Source organism: Hafnia paralvei, assembly GCF_020150375.1.
Classification (GTDB): domain Bacteria; phylum Pseudomonadota; class Gammaproteobacteria; order Enterobacterales; family Enterobacteriaceae; genus Hafnia; species Hafnia paralvei.
Genome location: NZ_CP083737.1, coordinates 2738526 through 2755505, shown reverse-complemented (window position 1 = coordinate 2755505; position 16980 = coordinate 2738526). Strand labels below are relative to the sequence as shown.

Here is a 16980-nt window from a genome sequence, read left to right as displayed (position 1 = left end):
CTTATCAGCTATCAATGATGACTTTCTAGCGCCGACGGTATCACACGTAGGGAGCGGAAGATATCTGAGACATAGCGCGCTTGGTGGCAGGCATCGTCTAATGGCAAATGCGGAACCCCTTCGAAAGCGCGTGTTTTCTTTGGGTCAAAGCCCAGTGTTCTGGCTAACATCACTAAAGTGCGAACGTCTTGAGTTCGCCAAAAATCCCATGGGCAGACCATTTCCAACTGTTGATAGGCGTGCTCGAGTATGCTGCAGTCAAATTCTTTACCGTTGCCCCAAACATGAATTTTATCGCTACTGTTGATGTGAATAAATCGGCTAAATTGCGTCAGCGTTTTCTTTAAGGTTTCTGTGCCTGAAAAGGCTTCTTTACGCGCGGCGTCAGACTGCTGCGCCCACCATGCGACGGTATCGGCGCTGATCGTACGGTTAGGCTGTGGTTTTTGTGGGCTAATTTGAGCAGCAAATGTTTCGCCCAGCTCCCCTGTCAACGGCTCGAAAAATACGGCAGCAATGGAGAGGATCACCGCGCTCGGGGTGGTATCCAGCGTTTCAATATCCAGCATGAGGTGGTGCATAGCGATCCTAACGTTGATAAGAAAAAAAATGCCCGATAAACGGGCATTATCTGAGCAAAGACGAATTATACGTTGGCGCGGAAAATAGTCTCTTCACCCCAAAATAACTCATCTTTATCTGTTTTAGAGAACGCTAGAGGCAATACTTCATCGCTGCCTTCGTCCCAAATTTTTTGTGCTAGAACTTCGTCGTTCTTCGCTAATTCGAAAATGGCGTGTGCAATTTCGATAGAGGTTTCACGTAGACGCGCCCATTCGGCAATATGGTGTGGATCTGACATAACGGTCTCCTTAGATGCGATCGAAGTAACCTGATCTAGTATGAACCTGTTTTCGCTGGTGGGTTAGTTTTGTCAGGCTAAGTGCTATAAATTTAACCACTTACCTCAGAGAGCATCGACAAAATCCCCGAGCCGCTTGTGTTTTACCTTATCGCAGGTATTAGCATCTCGCCACTGATATATACATCGATGCCGCTTATTGCTTGAACTATAATCGTCATCTTTCAGGCTTCCGATGCGTTGGCTACTTTTGCGGCCCTAATCACTGACTGATGTAAGCTTATTGGGGCTCACTTGCCGCCTGAAATCTATTGAGTATATAGAGAGACATTTCGATGACAGCTTTATGGCTAAAATATCTATTGCTGATGGTATGTGTTGCGTCGCTCAGCGGTTGCGGGAGCATCATTAGCCGAACGGTAGGGAAGGGGCACGGATACCAATATTATCCGGGAGTGCAGTGGGATTTACGCGACAGCCCATGGCGCTATGTAACTGCGCTGGACGTGCCGTTCTCGCTGATTGCCGATACGTTTATGTTGCCATTTGATGCTAAGCATGGCCCATACGACTGAGTTCGCTCTGGATTATTTGCTTTCGACTAATCGCTTACGACGCAGCAGGTTTTCATCTCCGATCAAGCGATCGATAGCGCTCAATAATAACGTCTTGCGCTCTATGCTGGTCTCCTGATCGGCAGAATGAGCAAGTGAGTTGATTAATTTCCCATAAACGATATCGCCTTCGGCACCGACTAAATCGCTAACGGCTTCACCAATAATTTTCGAAACTTCACTGCGAAACAAACTCTGAGCCACATCATCAATCAGCAAGGTATTCATCGGTAAATTCCTTAAGAGTGTTGAAGCACATGGTGTTTAAACGTGTTTTTTAAAATATCGCGTTTACGTTAAAATAAGTTTAAAACGTTGCGCTTCGAGGCATGCGTTTTAGTTGACCAAGATAACAGTCGAGCTAGGAAACTAAACCTCAGAAGTATAGCCTCGTTTGTCACAGGTCTACCTCAAATAAGGCTTTTGATAATTTAAAAAATGTTAGCAAACATTTTTATATTTCTGTTGTGCTGCCAAGAAGTCGCGCGGTGAATTAATCGCCAAGTCAATAACGTTTCAAAGACCTTTTATTAGGTACTTAATTAACCAAAGTTTTTCTGGGAAATAACCATATATTCATTAAGCCTAAATCAATGTCATCAGAAGTATTATTTCTGCAATAAAATTTTCATCTCCATCCGGTAAAACATCTTCGCCTTCAGAGGTAGTGAGATGAAAGGCATACCAAATTTAATGCAGATAACCATTCTATGGATGAAAAAATGAAAAAAAGCGCGCTGGCAATGATGATGACCTTGGCCGTTGCTTCTTTGGCAACACCTGTTTTGCATGCAGCAGAAGTTTACAATAAAGATGGCAATAAGCTGGATATGTATGGTCGCGTAAAGGCTGAACACTACCTTTCAGATAATCAGTCGGTGGATGGCGACCAGTCCTATGTACGCTTTGGCTTCAAAGGTGTTACCCAAATTAATGATACCTTGCAGGGTTTTGGTCAGTGGGAGTATCAGATTGCCGCTAACCGCGCTGAAAGTGATGGCGCCACGGGAACCAAAACGCGTTTAGGTTTTGCTGGTCTGCGATTCAGTGAATTTGGCTCGTTTGACTATGGCCGTAATTATGGTGCGTTGTATGACGTGGAAGCGTGGACGGATATGCTTCCTGAGTTTGGCGGCGATAGCTATACCAAAGCCGATAATTTCATGACAGGGCGTAGTACGGGGGTTGCAACTTACCGTAACCGTGATTTCTTCGGGCTGGTTGACGGTCTGAATTTTGCTCTGCAATATCAGGGTAAAAATGAAAACGATCGCGATATTACTAAGCAAAATGGCGATGGTTACTCGTTATCAACGACTTATGAAATTGTCGATGGCATTTCTATCGGAGCAGCCTATGCGTCTTCCGATCGTACTCAAGATCAGCAGAATTTAGCTTTTGGTCATGGGGATAAAGCGGATGCGTGGACGGGGGGCTTAAAATATGATGCTAATAACGTTTACCTGGCCGCAATGTATGCAGAAACGCGAAATATGACGCCTATTTCCGGGACTGCAGAGATCAATGGGGTGAATACCAACGTGAAAGGTCTTGCAAATAAAACACAAAACGTCGAGGTTATTGCTCAATACCAGTTTGATTTTGGCCTGCGTCCATCGCTGGGATATATCCAGTCAAAAGGTAAGGATATTGAGGGGATCGGCGATGCGGATCTGGTGAAATATATTGATGTAGCGGCAACCTATTACTTCAACAAAAATATGTCAGCCTTTGTTGATTACAAAATTAATCAGCTCAATGATAATAATCCGCTGAATTTGAAGACCGATGACGTAGTGGCATTAGGGCTGGTTTATCAGTTCTAATTCATTATCGCACAGCGATAGAACCCCGCCATCTTTTAAAAGAATGGCGGGGTGACTATTTAATGGGCCAGTGAACTGATTTCGATCACCGATGGGGCTGAGTAGTATGCTTCTTCCTGAGTCGCATCGGCCTGTTTGACAAATTTCCAGCGTATATTATGGAATGGCGCCACGCTGCTGCGATGCGCCACGCTAATCAGGGTGGTATCTGGCAGTCTTTGATTAAGTAACTGATAAACGCGCTGCTCGGTTTCTTCGTCCAGAGCGCTGGTGGCTTCGTCAAGATAAAGTACATCAGGTTTTATTACCAAGGCACGGGCAAACGACAGGCGCTGCTGCTCACCGGGAGACAGTTGGTGAGTCCAGTTAGCTCGAATATCCAGTGCTTGATGCAGATGGTGTAAACGACACGCCTTCAATACCTGTTGCAACTCTTCATCACTAACGCCTTGTGATCCGCGTGGATAGCACAGCGCGTCACGCAGTGTACCAATAGGTAAATAGCTACGCTGTGGCAGGAACAATACGCTTTTCTTGTCGCTGTCCGGCTGCGAAATTTCACCTTGCCCATAAGGCCAAACTCCGGCGATCGCGCGTAACAGCGTTGATTTACCACAGCCTGAAGGGCCAGTGATAAGGATTTTATCACCACGGCGTGCGTGTAAATTAACATGGCTGAAGAGTTCACGCCCCTGATACAGGCACAGCGAAAGATCGCGCGCAATCAGCGAATCATCGCTATCGGTGGTGATCGTGCGGGAAATATTATTGGGCTGCTGCTCAATTGCAGAGATGGCCGCATTGAAGCCCGCTAAACGGTTGACACAGGCTTTCCATGATGCCAAATCGGTAAACGCACCAATGAACCACGACAGCGCTCCCTGAACCTGTCCAAATGCGGAAGCCACCTGCATCAATGTGCCAAGCTGAATAGCGTTTGAGAAATAGCGTGGTGATGCGACCAAAATGGGGAAAATATTGGCGAACTGATCGTAAAACGTTGAAGCGACGTTCAAACGTTTGGTTAGGCGCATGATCGACCACCAGTTGCTACGGATATTTTCAAATTGACCGCTGAGCTGGTTTTTTTCCTGTTGTTCGCCATGATAAAGCGCAATCGGGTCGGCGTTATCACGGATACGGATCAGGCCGAAACGGAAGTTCGCTTCAAAGCGCTCTTGGTCGAAGCTTAGCCCAACCAGTGGACGTCCAATCCACCAAATCAATACCGAGCCCATGCCCGCATACAACAGCGCAAACCACACCATATAGCCGGGAATAACGAACTCATGGTCACTGAGCATAAATGAAATTGAACCGCTAACGCTCCACAGAATCGCGACAAAGGAAAACAGCGTCACCAGACTGGAGAGTAACCCAAGGCTTAATGATAGGGTGCCGTTGGTCAGCGCGTTTAAATCCTGAGATATACGCTGATCGGGGTTATCAATGGTCTGCTGAATTTCCGTGTGGTAATAGGCTTGATGGGACAGCCATTTACTCATGTATTTCTCAGTCATCCAGCGACGCCAGAGCATTTGTAGCCCCTGTGTCAGATAGATCCGATAGATGGCAATGATGATGAAGATCACCGCCAGATAGCTAAATCGGATTAACTGCGCCTTAAACACGGCGTAGTTGCGATTTTGCAACGCATCGTAAAAAACGCGGTTCCATTCGTTGAACAAAACGTTGATATAAACGCCTGCCAGCGTGAGAGCGATAATCGCAATGAGTCGAGTCCAGGCGCTGACTTTTTCTTCAGAAACCCAATAGGGCTTAATGAGCTGCCACACTTCTGACCAGTGTGTTGTTCGGTGAAGAGGTTGCTGCATAAGACGATATTCCTGATGCAAAAGTGACAAAAAAACTGTTCTTTAGATTGTGACAGACAGCACAATCTCACAAATGTTCAGTTGTAAATGAAGGTGTCAGGGGAGACAGAACAGAAAACCGCCAACGACATGACCTGCTGCGTTGGCGGTTTGGGGGATTCAGTTCTTATTGACTTGAGCCTGAAACAGTTCTCTGAATACTGGGTAGATATCGTCAGGTTCTCGGATATGCTGCATCGCAAAGTTCTCAAAACGTTGTTGGAGACCTTCGTATTCACGCCATAGCGTTTGGTGCGCTCGGCGGGTGATTTCGATGTAGCTGTAATACCGCACCTGCGGTAGCAATTTATTTGCCAGTAGCTCAGAGCAGAGCGGTGAGTCATCGGCCCAGTTATCGCCGTCGGATGCTTGCGCCGCGTAAACGTTCCACTCGGCCGAGTTGTAACGCTCGCGTACAATTTCATCCATCAGTTTCAGCGCGCTTGAGACAATTGTGCCACCGGTTTCCTGCGAGTAGAAAAACTCCTGTTCGTCTACTTCTTTGGCTTGAGTGTGGTGGCGGATATACACGACATCCACGTTTTTATAGGTTCGGCTCAAGAATAAATAGAGCAGGATGTAAAAACGCTTCGCCATATCTTTCGTGGCTTGATCCATAGAACCGGAGACGTCCATCAGGCAAAACATCACCGCCTGACTGGAGGGTTCAGGTCGACGCTCGTAGTTTTTGTAGCGTAAGTCGAATGTATCGATAAACGGAACCCGGTCGATACGTTGACGCAGATCCGCAATCTCTTTACGAATACGCTCTTCTTCCAGCAGTTGTGCCGGTTCGCTATGACGTAACTGCTCCAGCACGTTCTCCAATTCATGCAATTCGCGCCGTTTTCCTGCCGTCATTGCCGTGCGACGTGCTAAGGAGTTTTGTAATGAACGTACCACGCTGATATTGGCAGGTACGCCATTTGAGGTAAAACCTGAACGATGGGTTTTATACTCAGTCAGCTGTTTGTATTGATTCTTCCGTAAATTAGGCAGCGCTAAATCTTCGAACAGAAGATCCAGATATTCGTCTTTGGAAATCTGAAAAACGAATTCGTCTTCACCTTCGCCGTCTTTACTTGCTTCACCTTGGCCACTTCCGCCACCGCCGCCTCCGCCTTGTGGGCGTTCAATGCGATCGTTTTGTACAAAATGGTCATTGCCTGGATGGACGCGATGACGCTCGCCACCACGTCCTTGATGAAACATCGGTTCGCTGATGTCCTCATTGGGAATGGAAACGGATTCTCCGCTCTCAACGTCGGTCACTGAGCGTTTATTTATGGCATCAGCAATGGAATGCTTTATTTGCGACTTATAGCGGCGTAAAAAGCGCTGGCGGTTGACCATGCTTTTATTCTTACCGTTCAATCGCCGATCAATGAAATAGGCCATATTTCCCCCAAACGACGTTACCGTCTGAAATACGCCGTAATTTCCCGTCTGCCAACTCGGGTGAGCCGTGTCGGCCAATGGCCGACACGGTCTTGGTTACGCGTATTATGATGATTTTCTAACTCGCAGATACCACTCGCACAGCAGACGAACCTGCTTGCGGGTATAGCCTTTCTCCATCATACGGTCGACAAAATCGTCGTGTTTCTTCTGCTCATCGGTAGAAGTTTTGGCATTGAACGAGATAACGGGTAACAGCTCCTCGGTATTGGAGAACATTTTCTTCTCGATAACGGTGCGCAGTTTTTCGTAACTCGTCCAGTTTGGGTTATGCCCATTATGGCTAGCACGGGCACGCAGCACGAAGTTAACGATTTCATTGCGGAAATCTTTCGGATTGCTAATACCCGCGGGTTTTTCAATTTTCTCCAGCTCAGCGTTCAGTGACTCACGGTCAAACAGTTGGCCGGTTTCGGGGTCGCGATACTCTTGATCTTGAATCCAGAAATCGGCGTAGGTGACATAGCGGTCAAAGATATTTTGACCGTATTCGGAATAAGATTCCAAATACGCGGTCTGGATCTCTTTGCCGATGAACTCGACGTATTTCGGGATCAGATAACCCTTAAGGTGCTCAAGGTATTTCTCTGCCACATCCTGTGGGAACTGTTCACGCTCAACCTGCTGTTCAAGAACATAGAACAGATGAACCGGGTTGGCGGCCACTTCGGCATGATCGAAGTTGAATACGCGTGACAGGATCTTAAAGGCGAAACGCGTCGAAAGACCGTTCATCCCTTCGTCCACGCCCGCATAGTCACGGTACTCCTGATATGACTTGGCTTTGGGGTCGGTATCTTTCAGGCTTTCGCCGTCATACACCCGCATTTTTGAATAGATGCTGGAGTTCTCGGGTTCTTTCAAACGAGACAAGATTGAGAAACGAGCCAGCGTTTCCAGCGTACCGGGGGCGCACGGCGCATGATCCAACTCACTGTTGTTAAGCAGTTTGTCGTAGATTTTCATCTCTTCGGAGACGCGCAGGCAGTAAGGCACTTTGACGATGTAAACACGGTCAAGGAACGCCTCGTTGTTTTTGTTGTTACGGAACGTCACCCATTCTGATTCGTTAGAGTGCGCCAAAATAATGCCGTTAAACGGCAGGGCGGAAATGCCCTCGGTGCCGTTGTAGTTGCCTTCCTGAGTAGCGGTCAGCAACGGATGCAGCACTTTGATTGGCGCTTTGAACATTTCCACGAATTCCATCATCCCTTGGTTTGCACGGCATAGCGCACCGGAATAACCATAGGCATCAGGATCGTTCTGGGCATGATTTTCGAGTTTACGAATATCAACTTTACCCACCAGCGCAGAGATATCTTGGTTGTTCTCATCGCCGGGTTCGGTTTTCGCAATGGCAATCTGTTCCAAAATAGACGGCCAGACTTTAACCACTTTAAATTTGGTAATATCGCCACCAAAGTCATGCAGGCGTTTTGCTGCCCACGGCGACATGATGGTGCCGAGATAGCGTGGAGGAATGCCATACTCTTTATTCAGAATATTGGCGTCCTCTTGAGGATTGAACAGGCACAGCGGATGATCGTTAACCGGACTCCGTTCGCCGTTGGCGCTCAGAACATAAATTGGAACTCGCTGCATCAACGCTTTGAGACGTTCAGCCAGAGATGATTTACCACCGCCGACCGGCCCCAGTAGATACAAGATTTGTTTTTTCTCTTCCAGACCTTGTGCGGCATGCTTTAGATACGCCACGATTTGTTCAATGGCTTCTTCCATGCCATAGAATTCTTCAAAAGCAGGGTAGCGGGCTATGACCCGGTTTGAGAACAAACGCGACATGCGGGACTCAAGCGCGGTGTCTATCATGGCAGGCTCGCCGATAGCCATTAGCAGACGCTCAGCGGCGTTAGCATAGGCGCTGCGATCCTGGCGGCAGATGGTAAGGAAATCCTGCAGAGTGAACTCTTCGTCCTTGGCAGCTTCGTAACGCTGGCGATAGTGGTCAAATATGTTCATAGCGATGCCCGTCCTGATAAAATGGTTGGGAACAAAAAAGTAACAGTCTTCATTTTGGGGGTTAAAATTTTGAAACTGTTACCATATTGTTATGATCGGCTTTCCTCAGTTGGTCAAGTTACGGACAGACAAGTTTTGCATAAGTGTTTTCGGCGCTTTGAAAAGTATTCAGATATAAATGCTGGATAAACTTGAGTAAAAAGCGATAAATCCAGCATTTAAGATGAAAAAAATACAAGACTGCCAATATTTTCGCCGAATCCGCTACGACAAATATTTATTTATGCTATTGACGTTATAAGAAATATACAAAATGGCGGCGATAATGAGCCGTTTTTCGGTATAGCCTGTTTGATAGGGTTAATGATTCCGAATGTTCAAACAATTTTGTAAAAAATCGACTTAAAACAAGTTTTTGGTCTACAATCAGCGCGTTGTTTATAGACTATTTAGTTAGGGACAAGAAAAAACGTGAAAACATTAAAATTAACTACGCTAGGGCTATTAGTACTGGCAGCGACAAGTGCTGCACAGGCTGGAACCTGGTCATTGGGCGCATCAGCTTTAGTGAGTCCAGATCCTTATCGCGGCAATAACGATCGCGTATATCCTGTTCCAATTATTAACTATGAAGGCGATGATTTTTATTTCCGCAGTCTGACCGCAGGTTACTACCTGTGGAAGGATGAGCAGAATCAGCTGAGCGTAATGGCTTTCTATAACCCGCTGCATTTCAAAGCAAGCGACAGCGACGATCGTCACATGAAACAGCTGAGCAACCGTCACTCAACCGTGATGGCTGGTGTTTCTTATACGCATAAAGAAGACTGGGGCTCTATCCGTACCTCATTTGCTGGTGACATTCTGGATAACAGCAACGGCTTAATTGCTGATGCTGCGTATCTATTCCCGATCACCGCAGGTGCATGGTCGTTCACGCCGGGCGCGGGTGTAACATGGAATAGCGCTAACCAGAACGATTACTACTTCGGCGTTAGCGGCAGCGAGTCTAACCGTAGCGGCTACAAGCGTTATACGGCTGACGATAGCTGGAACCCATACGTTGAATTAACCGCTCGTTATCAGATTAACAGCAGCTGGAACGCATTCTTTACTGGCCGCTATATCCGTCTGAGCGATGAAGTTAAAGACAGCCCAATGATTGATAAGAGCTACAGCGGTCTGCTGTGGACGGGGGTGACATACACCTTCTAATCAGGCGATTGGATACGAAACGACTCGTAAATAACAAGGGACGCATTGAGCGTCCCTTTTTTGTCAGCGAGTCACGTCGGATTAACGAAGCGCGTGAGTACGCAGCGTGACAGAGAGGCGAGTCGGGTTATCGACGGAAGCTTTGAGCGGGCTAGTGACATGCGCAGTTTCGACACACACCATGGTTTTGTAACCGTCGTTTGGCATGTCGGCCATGCTTACGGAGAGTTCAGACCATGGATTCCACGCGACAACATCGGTATTGTTGTGGTGGTGTACTTCAATCACGCGCTGCAGCGCTTTATCGGTAATGACGCTAAAAGGTTCTGGTGCAGTATAAATGCGGTCAGTACGAGTAGCAAAAGTGAGGTTGCCTTGCTGTTCTCTCGTACCTGAGTTGACTTTATCGATATACGGAGTGCCTAAGCCACTCACGTCAACACGCGTAATATCACCGATATTGAAGTAGGTGTGCAGCGCTGCGGCATAATCATACTCGCCGTGAGACTCCAACTCCATCTCACATTCTGCGCCTAGCTTGTAGCGGGCAATCAGGCAAAAATCATGCGGCCAATATTTTTTACTTTCAGGGCTTTGCTCAAGTGTGAAGGTTAAGATTACGCCATTCTCATCTTCGTCATGTGCAGTTAATGTCCACGGCAGATTACGAGCGAAACCGTGCGCAGGTTGTCCTGCAGGGCCAAACCACGGCCAACAGATTGGAATACCGCCGCGAATGGCTACACCATTTTTGAATGCAGATTCACTGCTCAGCCATAAAACAGGTTTCTCGCCGGACGGTTGCCACGTCAGTAAATGTGCGCCTTGCAAGGTAACCGCAGCACGTACTTTCGGATGATTAACCACGACAACGGGCAGTTCGTCGATCTGGCGTTGGGAAATATAGGGAGTGATTTGTTCTTGAACGGGCAGGGAGAAGATCTTTTCAGACAGATTTTGCTGTGACATTAGATTGGCCTTCATATGCTAGGTGCAAAAACCAAAAAAAAGGGCGACACGAATGTCGCCCTCTCATCAGCTTATCACTAAATTATTTAGAGATGTGAGCGATCAGATCCAGAACTTTGTTTGAGTAGCCAGTTTCGTTATCGTACCAAGAAACCAGTTTCACAAAGTTGTCGTTCAGCGCGATACCCGCTTTAGCATCGAATACTGAAGTGCAAACTTCGCCGTTGAAGTCAGTAGAAACTACGTCATCTTCGGTGTAACCCAGAATGCCTTTCAGTTCGTTTTCTGAAGCGGCTTTCATTGCTGCACAGATGTCTTTGTAAGACGCTGGTTTTTCCAGACGTGCAGTCAGGTCAACAACGGAAACGTTAGGGGTAGGAACGCGGAACGCCATACCAGTCAGTTTACCGTTCAGCTCAGGGATAACTTTACCTACTGCTTTAGCAGCACCGGTAGAAGAAGGGATGATGTTCTGGGATGCGCCGCGGCCGCCGCGCCAGTCTTTGTGAGACGGGCCATCAACAGTTTTCTGAGTAGCGGTGGTAGCGTGAACAGTGGTCATCAGCGCTTCAACGATACCGAACTTGTCGTTCAGAACTTTAGCCAGTGGAGCCAGGCAGTTAGTGGTGCAAGATGCGTTAGAAACGATATCTTGGCCAGCGTAAGTTTTATCGTTTACACCCATAACGAACATAGGGGTGTTGTCTTTAGAAGGACCAGTCAGAACGACTTTCTTAGCACCCGCAGCGATGTGCTTACGTGCAGTTTCGTCAGTCAGGAACAGGCCGGTAGCTTCAGCAACAACGTCAACGTTGACTTCGTTCCACTTCAGGTTAGCCGGATCACGTTCTGCGGTAACACGGATAGTTTTGCCGTTAACGACCAAGTGGCCATCTTTAACTTCAACAGTGCCGTTGAAACGACCGTGAGTAGAGTCGTACTTCAGCATGTAAGCCATATACTCAGCGTCTAACAGGTCGTTGATTGCAACGATTTCGATGTCAGAACGTTCTTGAGCAGCACGGAAAACAATACGGCCGATACGGCCAAAACCGTTGATACCTACTTTGATAGTCATATATTCCACCAGCTATTGGTTAGTGAATATTCCCGTCCTAATTCACGTTGCATGTGTGTTGGCTGCTTGTGATTACCGAAGTCACTTACTGACGTAAGCGCCTAAAGATTCACTCAGTTGCCGCCTTCCTGCAACCCGAATTATTTAGGGTATAAAAGGTTGGTTGTAAAATTACAAAAACCTTATAAAGCGTCAAGCGGAATCGTGTCAATTCTTGCTGTAAATCAAAGCACAAACCTGACACGAACAGTAATTACACGCTCCCAATTAACACTCTTTTCGGATTATACATGGGGGCAGTCCTTTGAGTCTCAATCCATCTCGACTCTCATTTGTGATGCCTGTCACAAAAATGAGGCTGCCGCCGCTTCGCTAAACAGTTTAGACCAAAATCGGCTGAACCATTGTTAACTGTTTGTTATAATTAATCGCCAAAAAAAGTGAGCGGCAATAAATTAAAACACCTCTTTGAGAACGCACAAATGGCTAAAGACGATTTCTCTACTCAACACCCAAACGATTTAACTGAGATGCAACGCTACGTTACACAACAGCGGGGCACTGAGCCGCCATTCAGCGGCAAACTGCTACACAATAAACAGGACGGCATTTATCACTGCCTGTGCTGTAACAGTCCACTGTTTTACTCAAACAGCAAATATGATTCCGGCTGCGGCTGGCCTAGCTTTTACCAGCCTGTCAGCGCAGATGCTATCCGTTATCTTGAAGATAACTCATATGGCATGCAGCGTACCGAAATTCGCTGTGCTCATTGTGATGCGCATCTGGGGCATGTCTTCCCTGATGGGCCTCAGCCAACCGGTGAACGTTACTGTGTGAATTCTGCTTCACTCAGCTTCACCGATGAAGACTCTGGCGAAAAGACTCAGGGTTAACGAAACTCTTTTCTATGTGCTTATTATAGCGCAGAAGAAACGATTCAGCAAAGTGCATCTTAGTGAGGTTTAAAATGGAACTTGACGATTTGCTGGCCGCGATGACGCCGGAGATTTATCAGCGATTAATGACGGCGGTCGAACTGGGAAAATGGCCGGATGGCGTGAGCCTAACGCCCGAGCAGAAAGAAAACAGCTTGCAGATGGTGATGTTATGGCAGTCGCGACATAACACTGATGCTCAGCATATGAGTATCAATACTCAAGGTCAGATCGAGATGAAAAGTAAACAAGATTTTAAAAAAGGGTTTGAGCGCGACGCGATTATTCGTTTGAAACCAGAGGCGTAGCGTCGTAAGAGAAGAGGGCGAGTGCGTTGCGTGCCCGCCCTTATGATTTTTTACCCGAAGCGGTGTATCTGTTACACACAGAACGCAATTTCGTCTAGCCGAGACAATACCGCGCCATGTTCCCGCATTTCTTGCAGTGCCGCTGAGCTGTCATCAGGATGGATATTAACGCCACGACAACCGTCGATAATGACCACAACCTGATAACCTAGTCGTAGTGCATCCAACACTGAAAACTTCACGCAGTAGTCGGTCGCTAATCCCATAACATATAGCTTGTCGATCTGATGATGCTGAAGCCACTGATGTAGCTCGGTTGAGGCTTTTTGCCCGTTATCAAAGAATGCGCTGTAGCTATCGATTGATTTGTCGGTGCCTTTTTGCACAACATGATCGAAGGCATTGCTATCCAGCGAAGGATGGAATTGCGCCCCCACAGAACCTTGAACACAGTGATCGGGCCACCAAACCTGTGCTAGACCCGCGAGCTCGCCCACCTCACCAATATTTCCACCAGACTGACTGGCAAAACTGCCGTGATGAGCTGGGTGCCAATCCTGTGTTGCGATAATCGGTATACCATGATGTTGCGCGATATCGATCGCTTTTAACGCAATAGGCATGACCCTATCACCTTCAGAAACCGCCAACGCCCCGCGAGGGCAAAAATCATTTTGTAGATCGATAAGCAATAATGCTGCTGACATTGCCAATTCCTTTTTCATCGTCATGGACGAGGATGACTAATCGGTGACACTCAGTTCGCCGCGCAGATCCTGCTTCATTTGCTCTCGGATTTGCTCAGGGGTGAGATTCTGACATAGCAGATAGTGCAGCTTTGTGAGCGCTGCTTCAACCGTCATATCAAAACCGCTAATCACGCCGGCGTGTGCTAGCGCATTTCCAGTGGCATAGCCTTCCATATTAACGCGGCCTGAAATGCATTGGGTCAGATTGACCACCACAATTCCACGGTCAGATGCTTCCTGTAATTCTGCAAGCAGATCGGCTTTTTGTGGCGCATTACCCACGCCATAGGAGCGTAGAATTAACGCTTTAACCGGCTGGCGTAAAAAATTACGCACAACGTCTGCTGAAATACCCGGATAGATCGTCACCACCCCAATCGGCTGTGGCGTTATCTGGTGTACTTTTAACGGCTCACTATGCAACTGATTCATCAATGGTGCGATACGGCGAATGTTAATTCCGGCCTCAAGCAGCATTGGGTAGTTGGGGGACGCGAAAGCGTCAAAGCCGTCGGCATGGGCTTTAGTCGTGCGGTTGCCTCGGAACAGCTTGTTATTGAAAAACAGAGAAACTTCGTTGATCGGATAGTTTGCCGCGAGATACAGCGCGTTAAGCAGGTTGGTTTGCCCGTCGGAGCGCAGCTCGGCTAATGGAATCTGTGAGCCGGTTACAATCACCGGTTTGGCTAAATTCTCCAGCATGAAAGACAGTGCCGAGGCGGTAAACGCCATCGTGTCAGTACCATGCAGGATCACAAATCCATCGTAGTTATCGTAGTTGGCGGCAATATCGTCAGCAATATGCTGCCAGTCTTCCGGCGTCATATCGGAAGAGTCGATCAGCGGCTCGTAGGCATGGATGGTGAAATCAGGCATCTCAGGGCGATGAAACTCAGGCATCAAGGCTAATTGGCGCTGTAGATGTCCAGAAACAGGGATATAACCGTTTTCTGAACGCTGCATGCCAATGGTGCCGCCCGTGTAGGCTACGTAAATGGATTTCTTCTGCATGGCTTTGGATTCTGTTGGGTGAGCGTTTCGCGGTGGATTAGGCGTCATTACCTATTGCAGTGGATTATAGGGCTAACGCCAAATAAAAAAAGCCCACCAAGCCGATAAACCAGAATAATGGTTTAACAAATTCGGTGGGCTGTAGCTAGATACTCTTAAAAAGCGTGTTAATCGTTATTTCACATCACCGCAGCTCATGCAGAGCGCATAGCGATTTTGTGGGTCATTTAGCGTAGACATCCAGTCTGTTTTATCTTTCAGCAGCGCGGAGATACGCACTAGAGATTCAGGCAACATCGCACGAACCGCTGATGGCAATGCGGCTTGCACGGAGCCGGTAAATTGGCCTAATAGCATTTGGCCAAAGCTCGGATCTTCAACGAACCAGTTCAACTGATAGGTTTTCAGCTTGGCTAATTCAGCCGCTTTACTGACCGCGTCGTCAAAGTCACCCAATTGATCGACCAAACCGTTTTTCTTGGCGTCAGAACCTAACCACACGCGCCCCTGTGCAATTGCATCAACTTGCTCTGGGGTTTTGTTACGTGCTTTGGCGACCAGATTGATAAAGTTGTTGTAGCCATTCTCAATGTTGATTTGCATCATTTGTGAGAACGCTTCTGGCAACGGTTTAGTGACCGTGAGGTCAGCTAACGGCGAGGTGGCCACACCGTCGGTATGAACGCCGATACTATCTAAGGTATTTTCAAAGGTGTTGATAACACCGAAAATGCCGATAGAACCCGTTAACGTGCTTGGACTCGCTACGATGTAATCCGCTGGAGTTGAAATCCAATAGCCGCCAGATGCCGCTAAGCCGCCCATAGAAACGACGACCGGTTTACCTGCAGCACGTGCAGCAGCCAACTCAGAACGAATCACTTCAGAGGCAGATACGCTGCCACCAGGGCTGTTCACGCGCAGCACGATGGCTTTGATTTTCGGATTCAAACGCGCATCACGAATTTGATTCGCGGTGGTATCGCCGCCAACATTACCCGGCGTAGCTTCACCATCCATAATTGCGCCATCGGCGAAAATTACCGCAATTTCACTACCGCTTTGTTTCGCCGCCGGTGGCGTATAGTCATACATGCTGATCGCGCTGAAATCCTTAGTCGATTTATTCCAACCGAAGGCTTTGGTGAACAGATTCTCAACCTCAGAGCGTGAAGCCAACGCATCGACCAGCTTATTGCTTAACGCATATTTCGCTGTATCTCCGCCAACGGCCTGCAGACCTTTTAATATGCCTTCAGCGCCAGGGAACAGTTGTTCTGTAGTGATTTGGCGGTTAGCCGCCACCGTGGTCAGATAGTTGTTCCACATACCGCTCAGCCATTGATTATCAGCATCGCGCGCAGCAGGAGACATATCATCACGAATCATTGGCTCAACCGCTGATTTGTAAGTGCCTACGCGGAAGATATGGGTGCTGACTTTTAGCTTATCGAGCAGTGTTTTGTAATAGAGGTTATTAGTAGCCATCCCGTGCAAATCGACCACGCCCTGCGGGGAGAGGTAAATTTTGTTGGCATAGCTCGCTAAATAATACTGAGCTTGATTGTAACTATCGGCGGTAGCAAAGATAGGCTTACCGCTATCGCGGAATTCACGCAGAGCTTTACCGATATATTGCAGTGATGGCTGATCGGCACCGGCGAAATCATTGAGCGATAACACCATGCCGGTAATGTTAGGGTCAGTTTTTGCCTGACGGATCATATCAACCACATCGAACAGAGAGTTTTCCTGTAGGCGGTTGCTGTTTGCCCCAAGGATCTCTCGGCCTAACTGGCTAAATTTATTGCTGATCGCCGGATTGTCGACGACGACGCCGGTAAGGTTAACCAGTAGCGCACCTTTTACCGGTTCGACCGGTTTGCTTTGCATCTGGAAATAAATCCCCACGCAGACCAAAATCAGTAGGATCAGGAATACGTTCAAAATAAACTCACGGATGAAATTCAGTATCCGCCAGGTCCATCGAAACACACCTGAAATGCATCTCCACAAAAAGTGCATGTGCTCTCCATATAAAATTTAATTGTCTTATACCCGTCATACTGCAAGCGGCATTTTGTTGGCGGCATTGGTT

General features: G+C 47.5%; 16 protein-coding genes. 5 read left to right on the top strand and 11 right to left on the bottom strand.

The annotated features are described in order from the left end of the window. Positions 1-11 precede the first annotated feature (11 nt). Complete coding sequence (locus tag K9N75_RS13055; RefSeq protein WP_224451713.1) at positions 12-581, bottom strand: 3'-5' exonuclease; 570 nt, start codon at positions 579-581, stop codon at positions 12-14. A 65-nt stretch (positions 582-646) separates the two neighbouring features. Then, a complete protein-coding gene (locus K9N75_RS13050) occupies positions 647-862 on the bottom strand; it encodes a YccJ family protein (RefSeq protein ID WP_004093025.1) in 216 nt (71 codons plus the stop codon). Between the two features lie 335 nt (positions 863-1197). Between K9N75_RS13050 and K9N75_RS13045 the strand changes: the two genes are divergently transcribed. Further along, the gene (locus K9N75_RS13045) at positions 1198-1437 is read left to right on the top strand and encodes a YceK/YidQ family lipoprotein (protein WP_008813751.1); all 240 of its coding nucleotides are present in this window, start codon (positions 1198-1200) and stop codon (positions 1435-1437) included. 12 nt (positions 1438-1449) lie between these two features. Here the strand turns inward: K9N75_RS13045 and K9N75_RS13040 are convergent, their stop codons facing one another. Beyond that, the gene (locus tag K9N75_RS13040; protein ID WP_008813750.1) at positions 1450-1704 is read right to left on the bottom strand and encodes a hypothetical protein; all 255 of its coding nucleotides are present in this window, start codon (positions 1702-1704) and stop codon (positions 1450-1452) included. Positions 1705-2198: 494 nt separating this feature from the next. Between K9N75_RS13040 and ompC the strand changes: the two genes are divergently transcribed. Further along, positions 2199-3302, top strand: coding sequence for a porin OmpC (ompC, locus tag K9N75_RS13035; protein WP_105375321.1), 1104 nt, complete (start codon positions 2199-2201; stop codon positions 3300-3302). 59 nt (positions 3303-3361) lie between these two features. Here the strand turns inward: ompC and K9N75_RS13030 are convergent, their stop codons facing one another. The 3 genes from K9N75_RS13030 to K9N75_RS13020 form a co-directional block, all read right to left on the bottom strand. Further along, the gene (locus K9N75_RS13030; protein ID WP_008813748.1) at positions 3362-5137 is read right to left on the bottom strand and encodes an ABC transporter ATP-binding protein/permease; all 1776 of its coding nucleotides are present in this window, start codon (positions 5135-5137) and stop codon (positions 3362-3364) included. A 159-nt stretch (positions 5138-5296) separates the two neighbouring features. Next, positions 5297-6574 (bottom strand): YeaH/YhbH family protein, encoded by a 1278-nt coding sequence (locus K9N75_RS13025; RefSeq protein ID WP_004093035.1) that lies wholly within the window; start codon positions 6572-6574, stop codon positions 5297-5299. Between the two features lie 105 nt (positions 6575-6679). Then, positions 6680-8614: a PrkA family serine protein kinase gene (locus K9N75_RS13020; RefSeq protein WP_008813747.1), complete on the bottom strand. Its 1935-nt coding sequence runs from the start codon at positions 8612-8614 to the stop codon at positions 6680-6682. A 471-nt stretch (positions 8615-9085) separates the two neighbouring features. Here K9N75_RS13020 and K9N75_RS13015 point away from each other — a divergent pair, with 471 nt between their 5' ends. Then, positions 9086-9829 carry a MipA/OmpV family protein gene (locus tag K9N75_RS13015; protein ID WP_008813746.1) on the top strand — a complete coding sequence of 248 codons (744 nt, stop codon included), beginning with the start codon at positions 9086-9088 and terminating at the stop codon, positions 9827-9829. A gap of 81 nt (positions 9830-9910) precedes the next feature. Here K9N75_RS13015 and K9N75_RS13010 read toward each other — a convergent pair whose 3' ends face one another. Both K9N75_RS13010 and gapA read right to left on the bottom strand, forming a co-directional pair. Then, on the bottom strand, positions 9911-10783 hold the full coding sequence (locus K9N75_RS13010; protein ID WP_224452611.1) for a D-hexose-6-phosphate mutarotase: 873 nt from the start codon (positions 10781-10783) through the stop codon (positions 9911-9913). Positions 10784-10880: 97 nt separating this feature from the next. Further along, entirely contained in the window at positions 10881-11876 is a 996-nt protein-coding gene (gene gapA / locus K9N75_RS13005) for a glyceraldehyde-3-phosphate dehydrogenase (protein WP_008813744.1), read from the bottom strand. A gap of 482 nt (positions 11877-12358) precedes the next feature. Here gapA and msrB point away from each other — a divergent pair, with 482 nt between their 5' ends. Both msrB and K9N75_RS12995 read left to right on the top strand, forming a co-directional pair. Next, complete coding sequence (gene msrB / locus K9N75_RS13000; protein ID WP_224451712.1) at positions 12359-12772, top strand: peptide-methionine (R)-S-oxide reductase MsrB; 414 nt, start codon at positions 12359-12361, stop codon at positions 12770-12772. 74 nt (positions 12773-12846) lie between these two features. Further along, positions 12847-13122 carry a YeaC family protein gene (locus K9N75_RS12995; RefSeq protein WP_004093042.1) on the top strand — a complete coding sequence of 92 codons (276 nt, stop codon included), beginning with the start codon at positions 12847-12849 and terminating at the stop codon, positions 13120-13122. Between the two features lie 71 nt (positions 13123-13193). Here K9N75_RS12995 and pncA read toward each other — a convergent pair whose 3' ends face one another. The 3 genes from pncA to sppA all read right to left on the bottom strand — a co-directional run bounded on the left by pncA (position 13194) and on the right by sppA (position 16907). Beyond that, the gene (gene pncA, locus K9N75_RS12990; RefSeq protein WP_008813741.1) at positions 13194-13829 is read right to left on the bottom strand and encodes a bifunctional nicotinamidase/pyrazinamidase; all 636 of its coding nucleotides are present in this window, start codon (positions 13827-13829) and stop codon (positions 13194-13196) included. 36 nt (positions 13830-13865) lie between these two features. Further along, on the bottom strand, positions 13866-14882 hold the full coding sequence (ansA, locus tag K9N75_RS12985) for an asparaginase (RefSeq protein WP_008813740.1): 1017 nt from the start codon (positions 14880-14882) through the stop codon (positions 13866-13868). A gap of 174 nt (positions 14883-15056) precedes the next feature. Next, entirely contained in the window at positions 15057-16907 is a 1851-nt protein-coding gene (gene sppA / locus K9N75_RS12980; protein WP_020303712.1) for a signal peptide peptidase SppA, read from the bottom strand. Between the last annotated feature and the right edge of the window lie 73 nt (positions 16908-16980).

Bases quoted from the DNA above. Each gene is read 5' to 3' on its own strand.
- K9N75_RS13055 (WP_224451713.1), bottom strand. From the start codon at position 581: ATGCACCACCTCATGCTGGATATTGAAACGCTGGATACCACCCCGAGC.
- K9N75_RS13050 (WP_004093025.1), bottom strand. From the start codon at position 862: ATGTCAGATCCACACCATATTGCCGAATGGGCGCGTCTACGTGAAACC.
- K9N75_RS13045 (WP_008813751.1), top strand. From the start codon at position 1,198: ATGACAGCTTTATGGCTAAAATATCTATTGCTGATGGTATGTGTTGCG.
- K9N75_RS13040 (WP_008813750.1), bottom strand. From the start codon at position 1,704: ATGAATACCTTGCTGATTGATGATGTGGCTCAGAGTTTGTTTCGCAGT.
- ompC (WP_105375321.1), top strand. From the start codon at position 2,199: ATGAAAAAAAGCGCGCTGGCAATGATGATGACCTTGGCCGTTGCTTCT.
- K9N75_RS13030 (WP_008813748.1), bottom strand. From the start codon at position 5,137: ATGCAGCAACCTCTTCACCGAACAACACACTGGTCAGAAGTGTGGCAG.
- K9N75_RS13025 (WP_004093035.1), bottom strand. From the start codon at position 6,574: ATGGCCTATTTCATTGATCGGCGATTGAACGGTAAGAATAAAAGCATG.
- K9N75_RS13020 (WP_008813747.1), bottom strand. From the start codon at position 8,614: ATGAACATATTTGACCACTATCGCCAGCGTTACGAAGCTGCCAAGGAC.
- gapA (WP_008813744.1), bottom strand. From the start codon at position 11,876: ATGACTATCAAAGTAGGTATCAACGGTTTTGGCCGTATCGGCCGTATT.
- msrB (WP_224451712.1), top strand. From the start codon at position 12,359: ATGGCTAAAGACGATTTCTCTACTCAACACCCAAACGATTTAACTGAG.
- K9N75_RS12995 (WP_004093042.1), top strand. From the start codon at position 12,847: ATGGAACTTGACGATTTGCTGGCCGCGATGACGCCGGAGATTTATCAG.
- pncA (WP_008813741.1), bottom strand. From the start codon at position 13,829: ATGTCAGCAGCATTATTGCTTATCGATCTACAAAATGATTTTTGCCCT.
- ansA (WP_008813740.1), bottom strand. From the start codon at position 14,882: ATGCAGAAGAAATCCATTTACGTAGCCTACACGGGCGGCACCATTGGC.
- sppA (WP_020303712.1), bottom strand. From the start codon at position 16,907: ATGCACTTTTTGTGGAGATGCATTTCAGGTGTGTTTCGATGGACCTGG.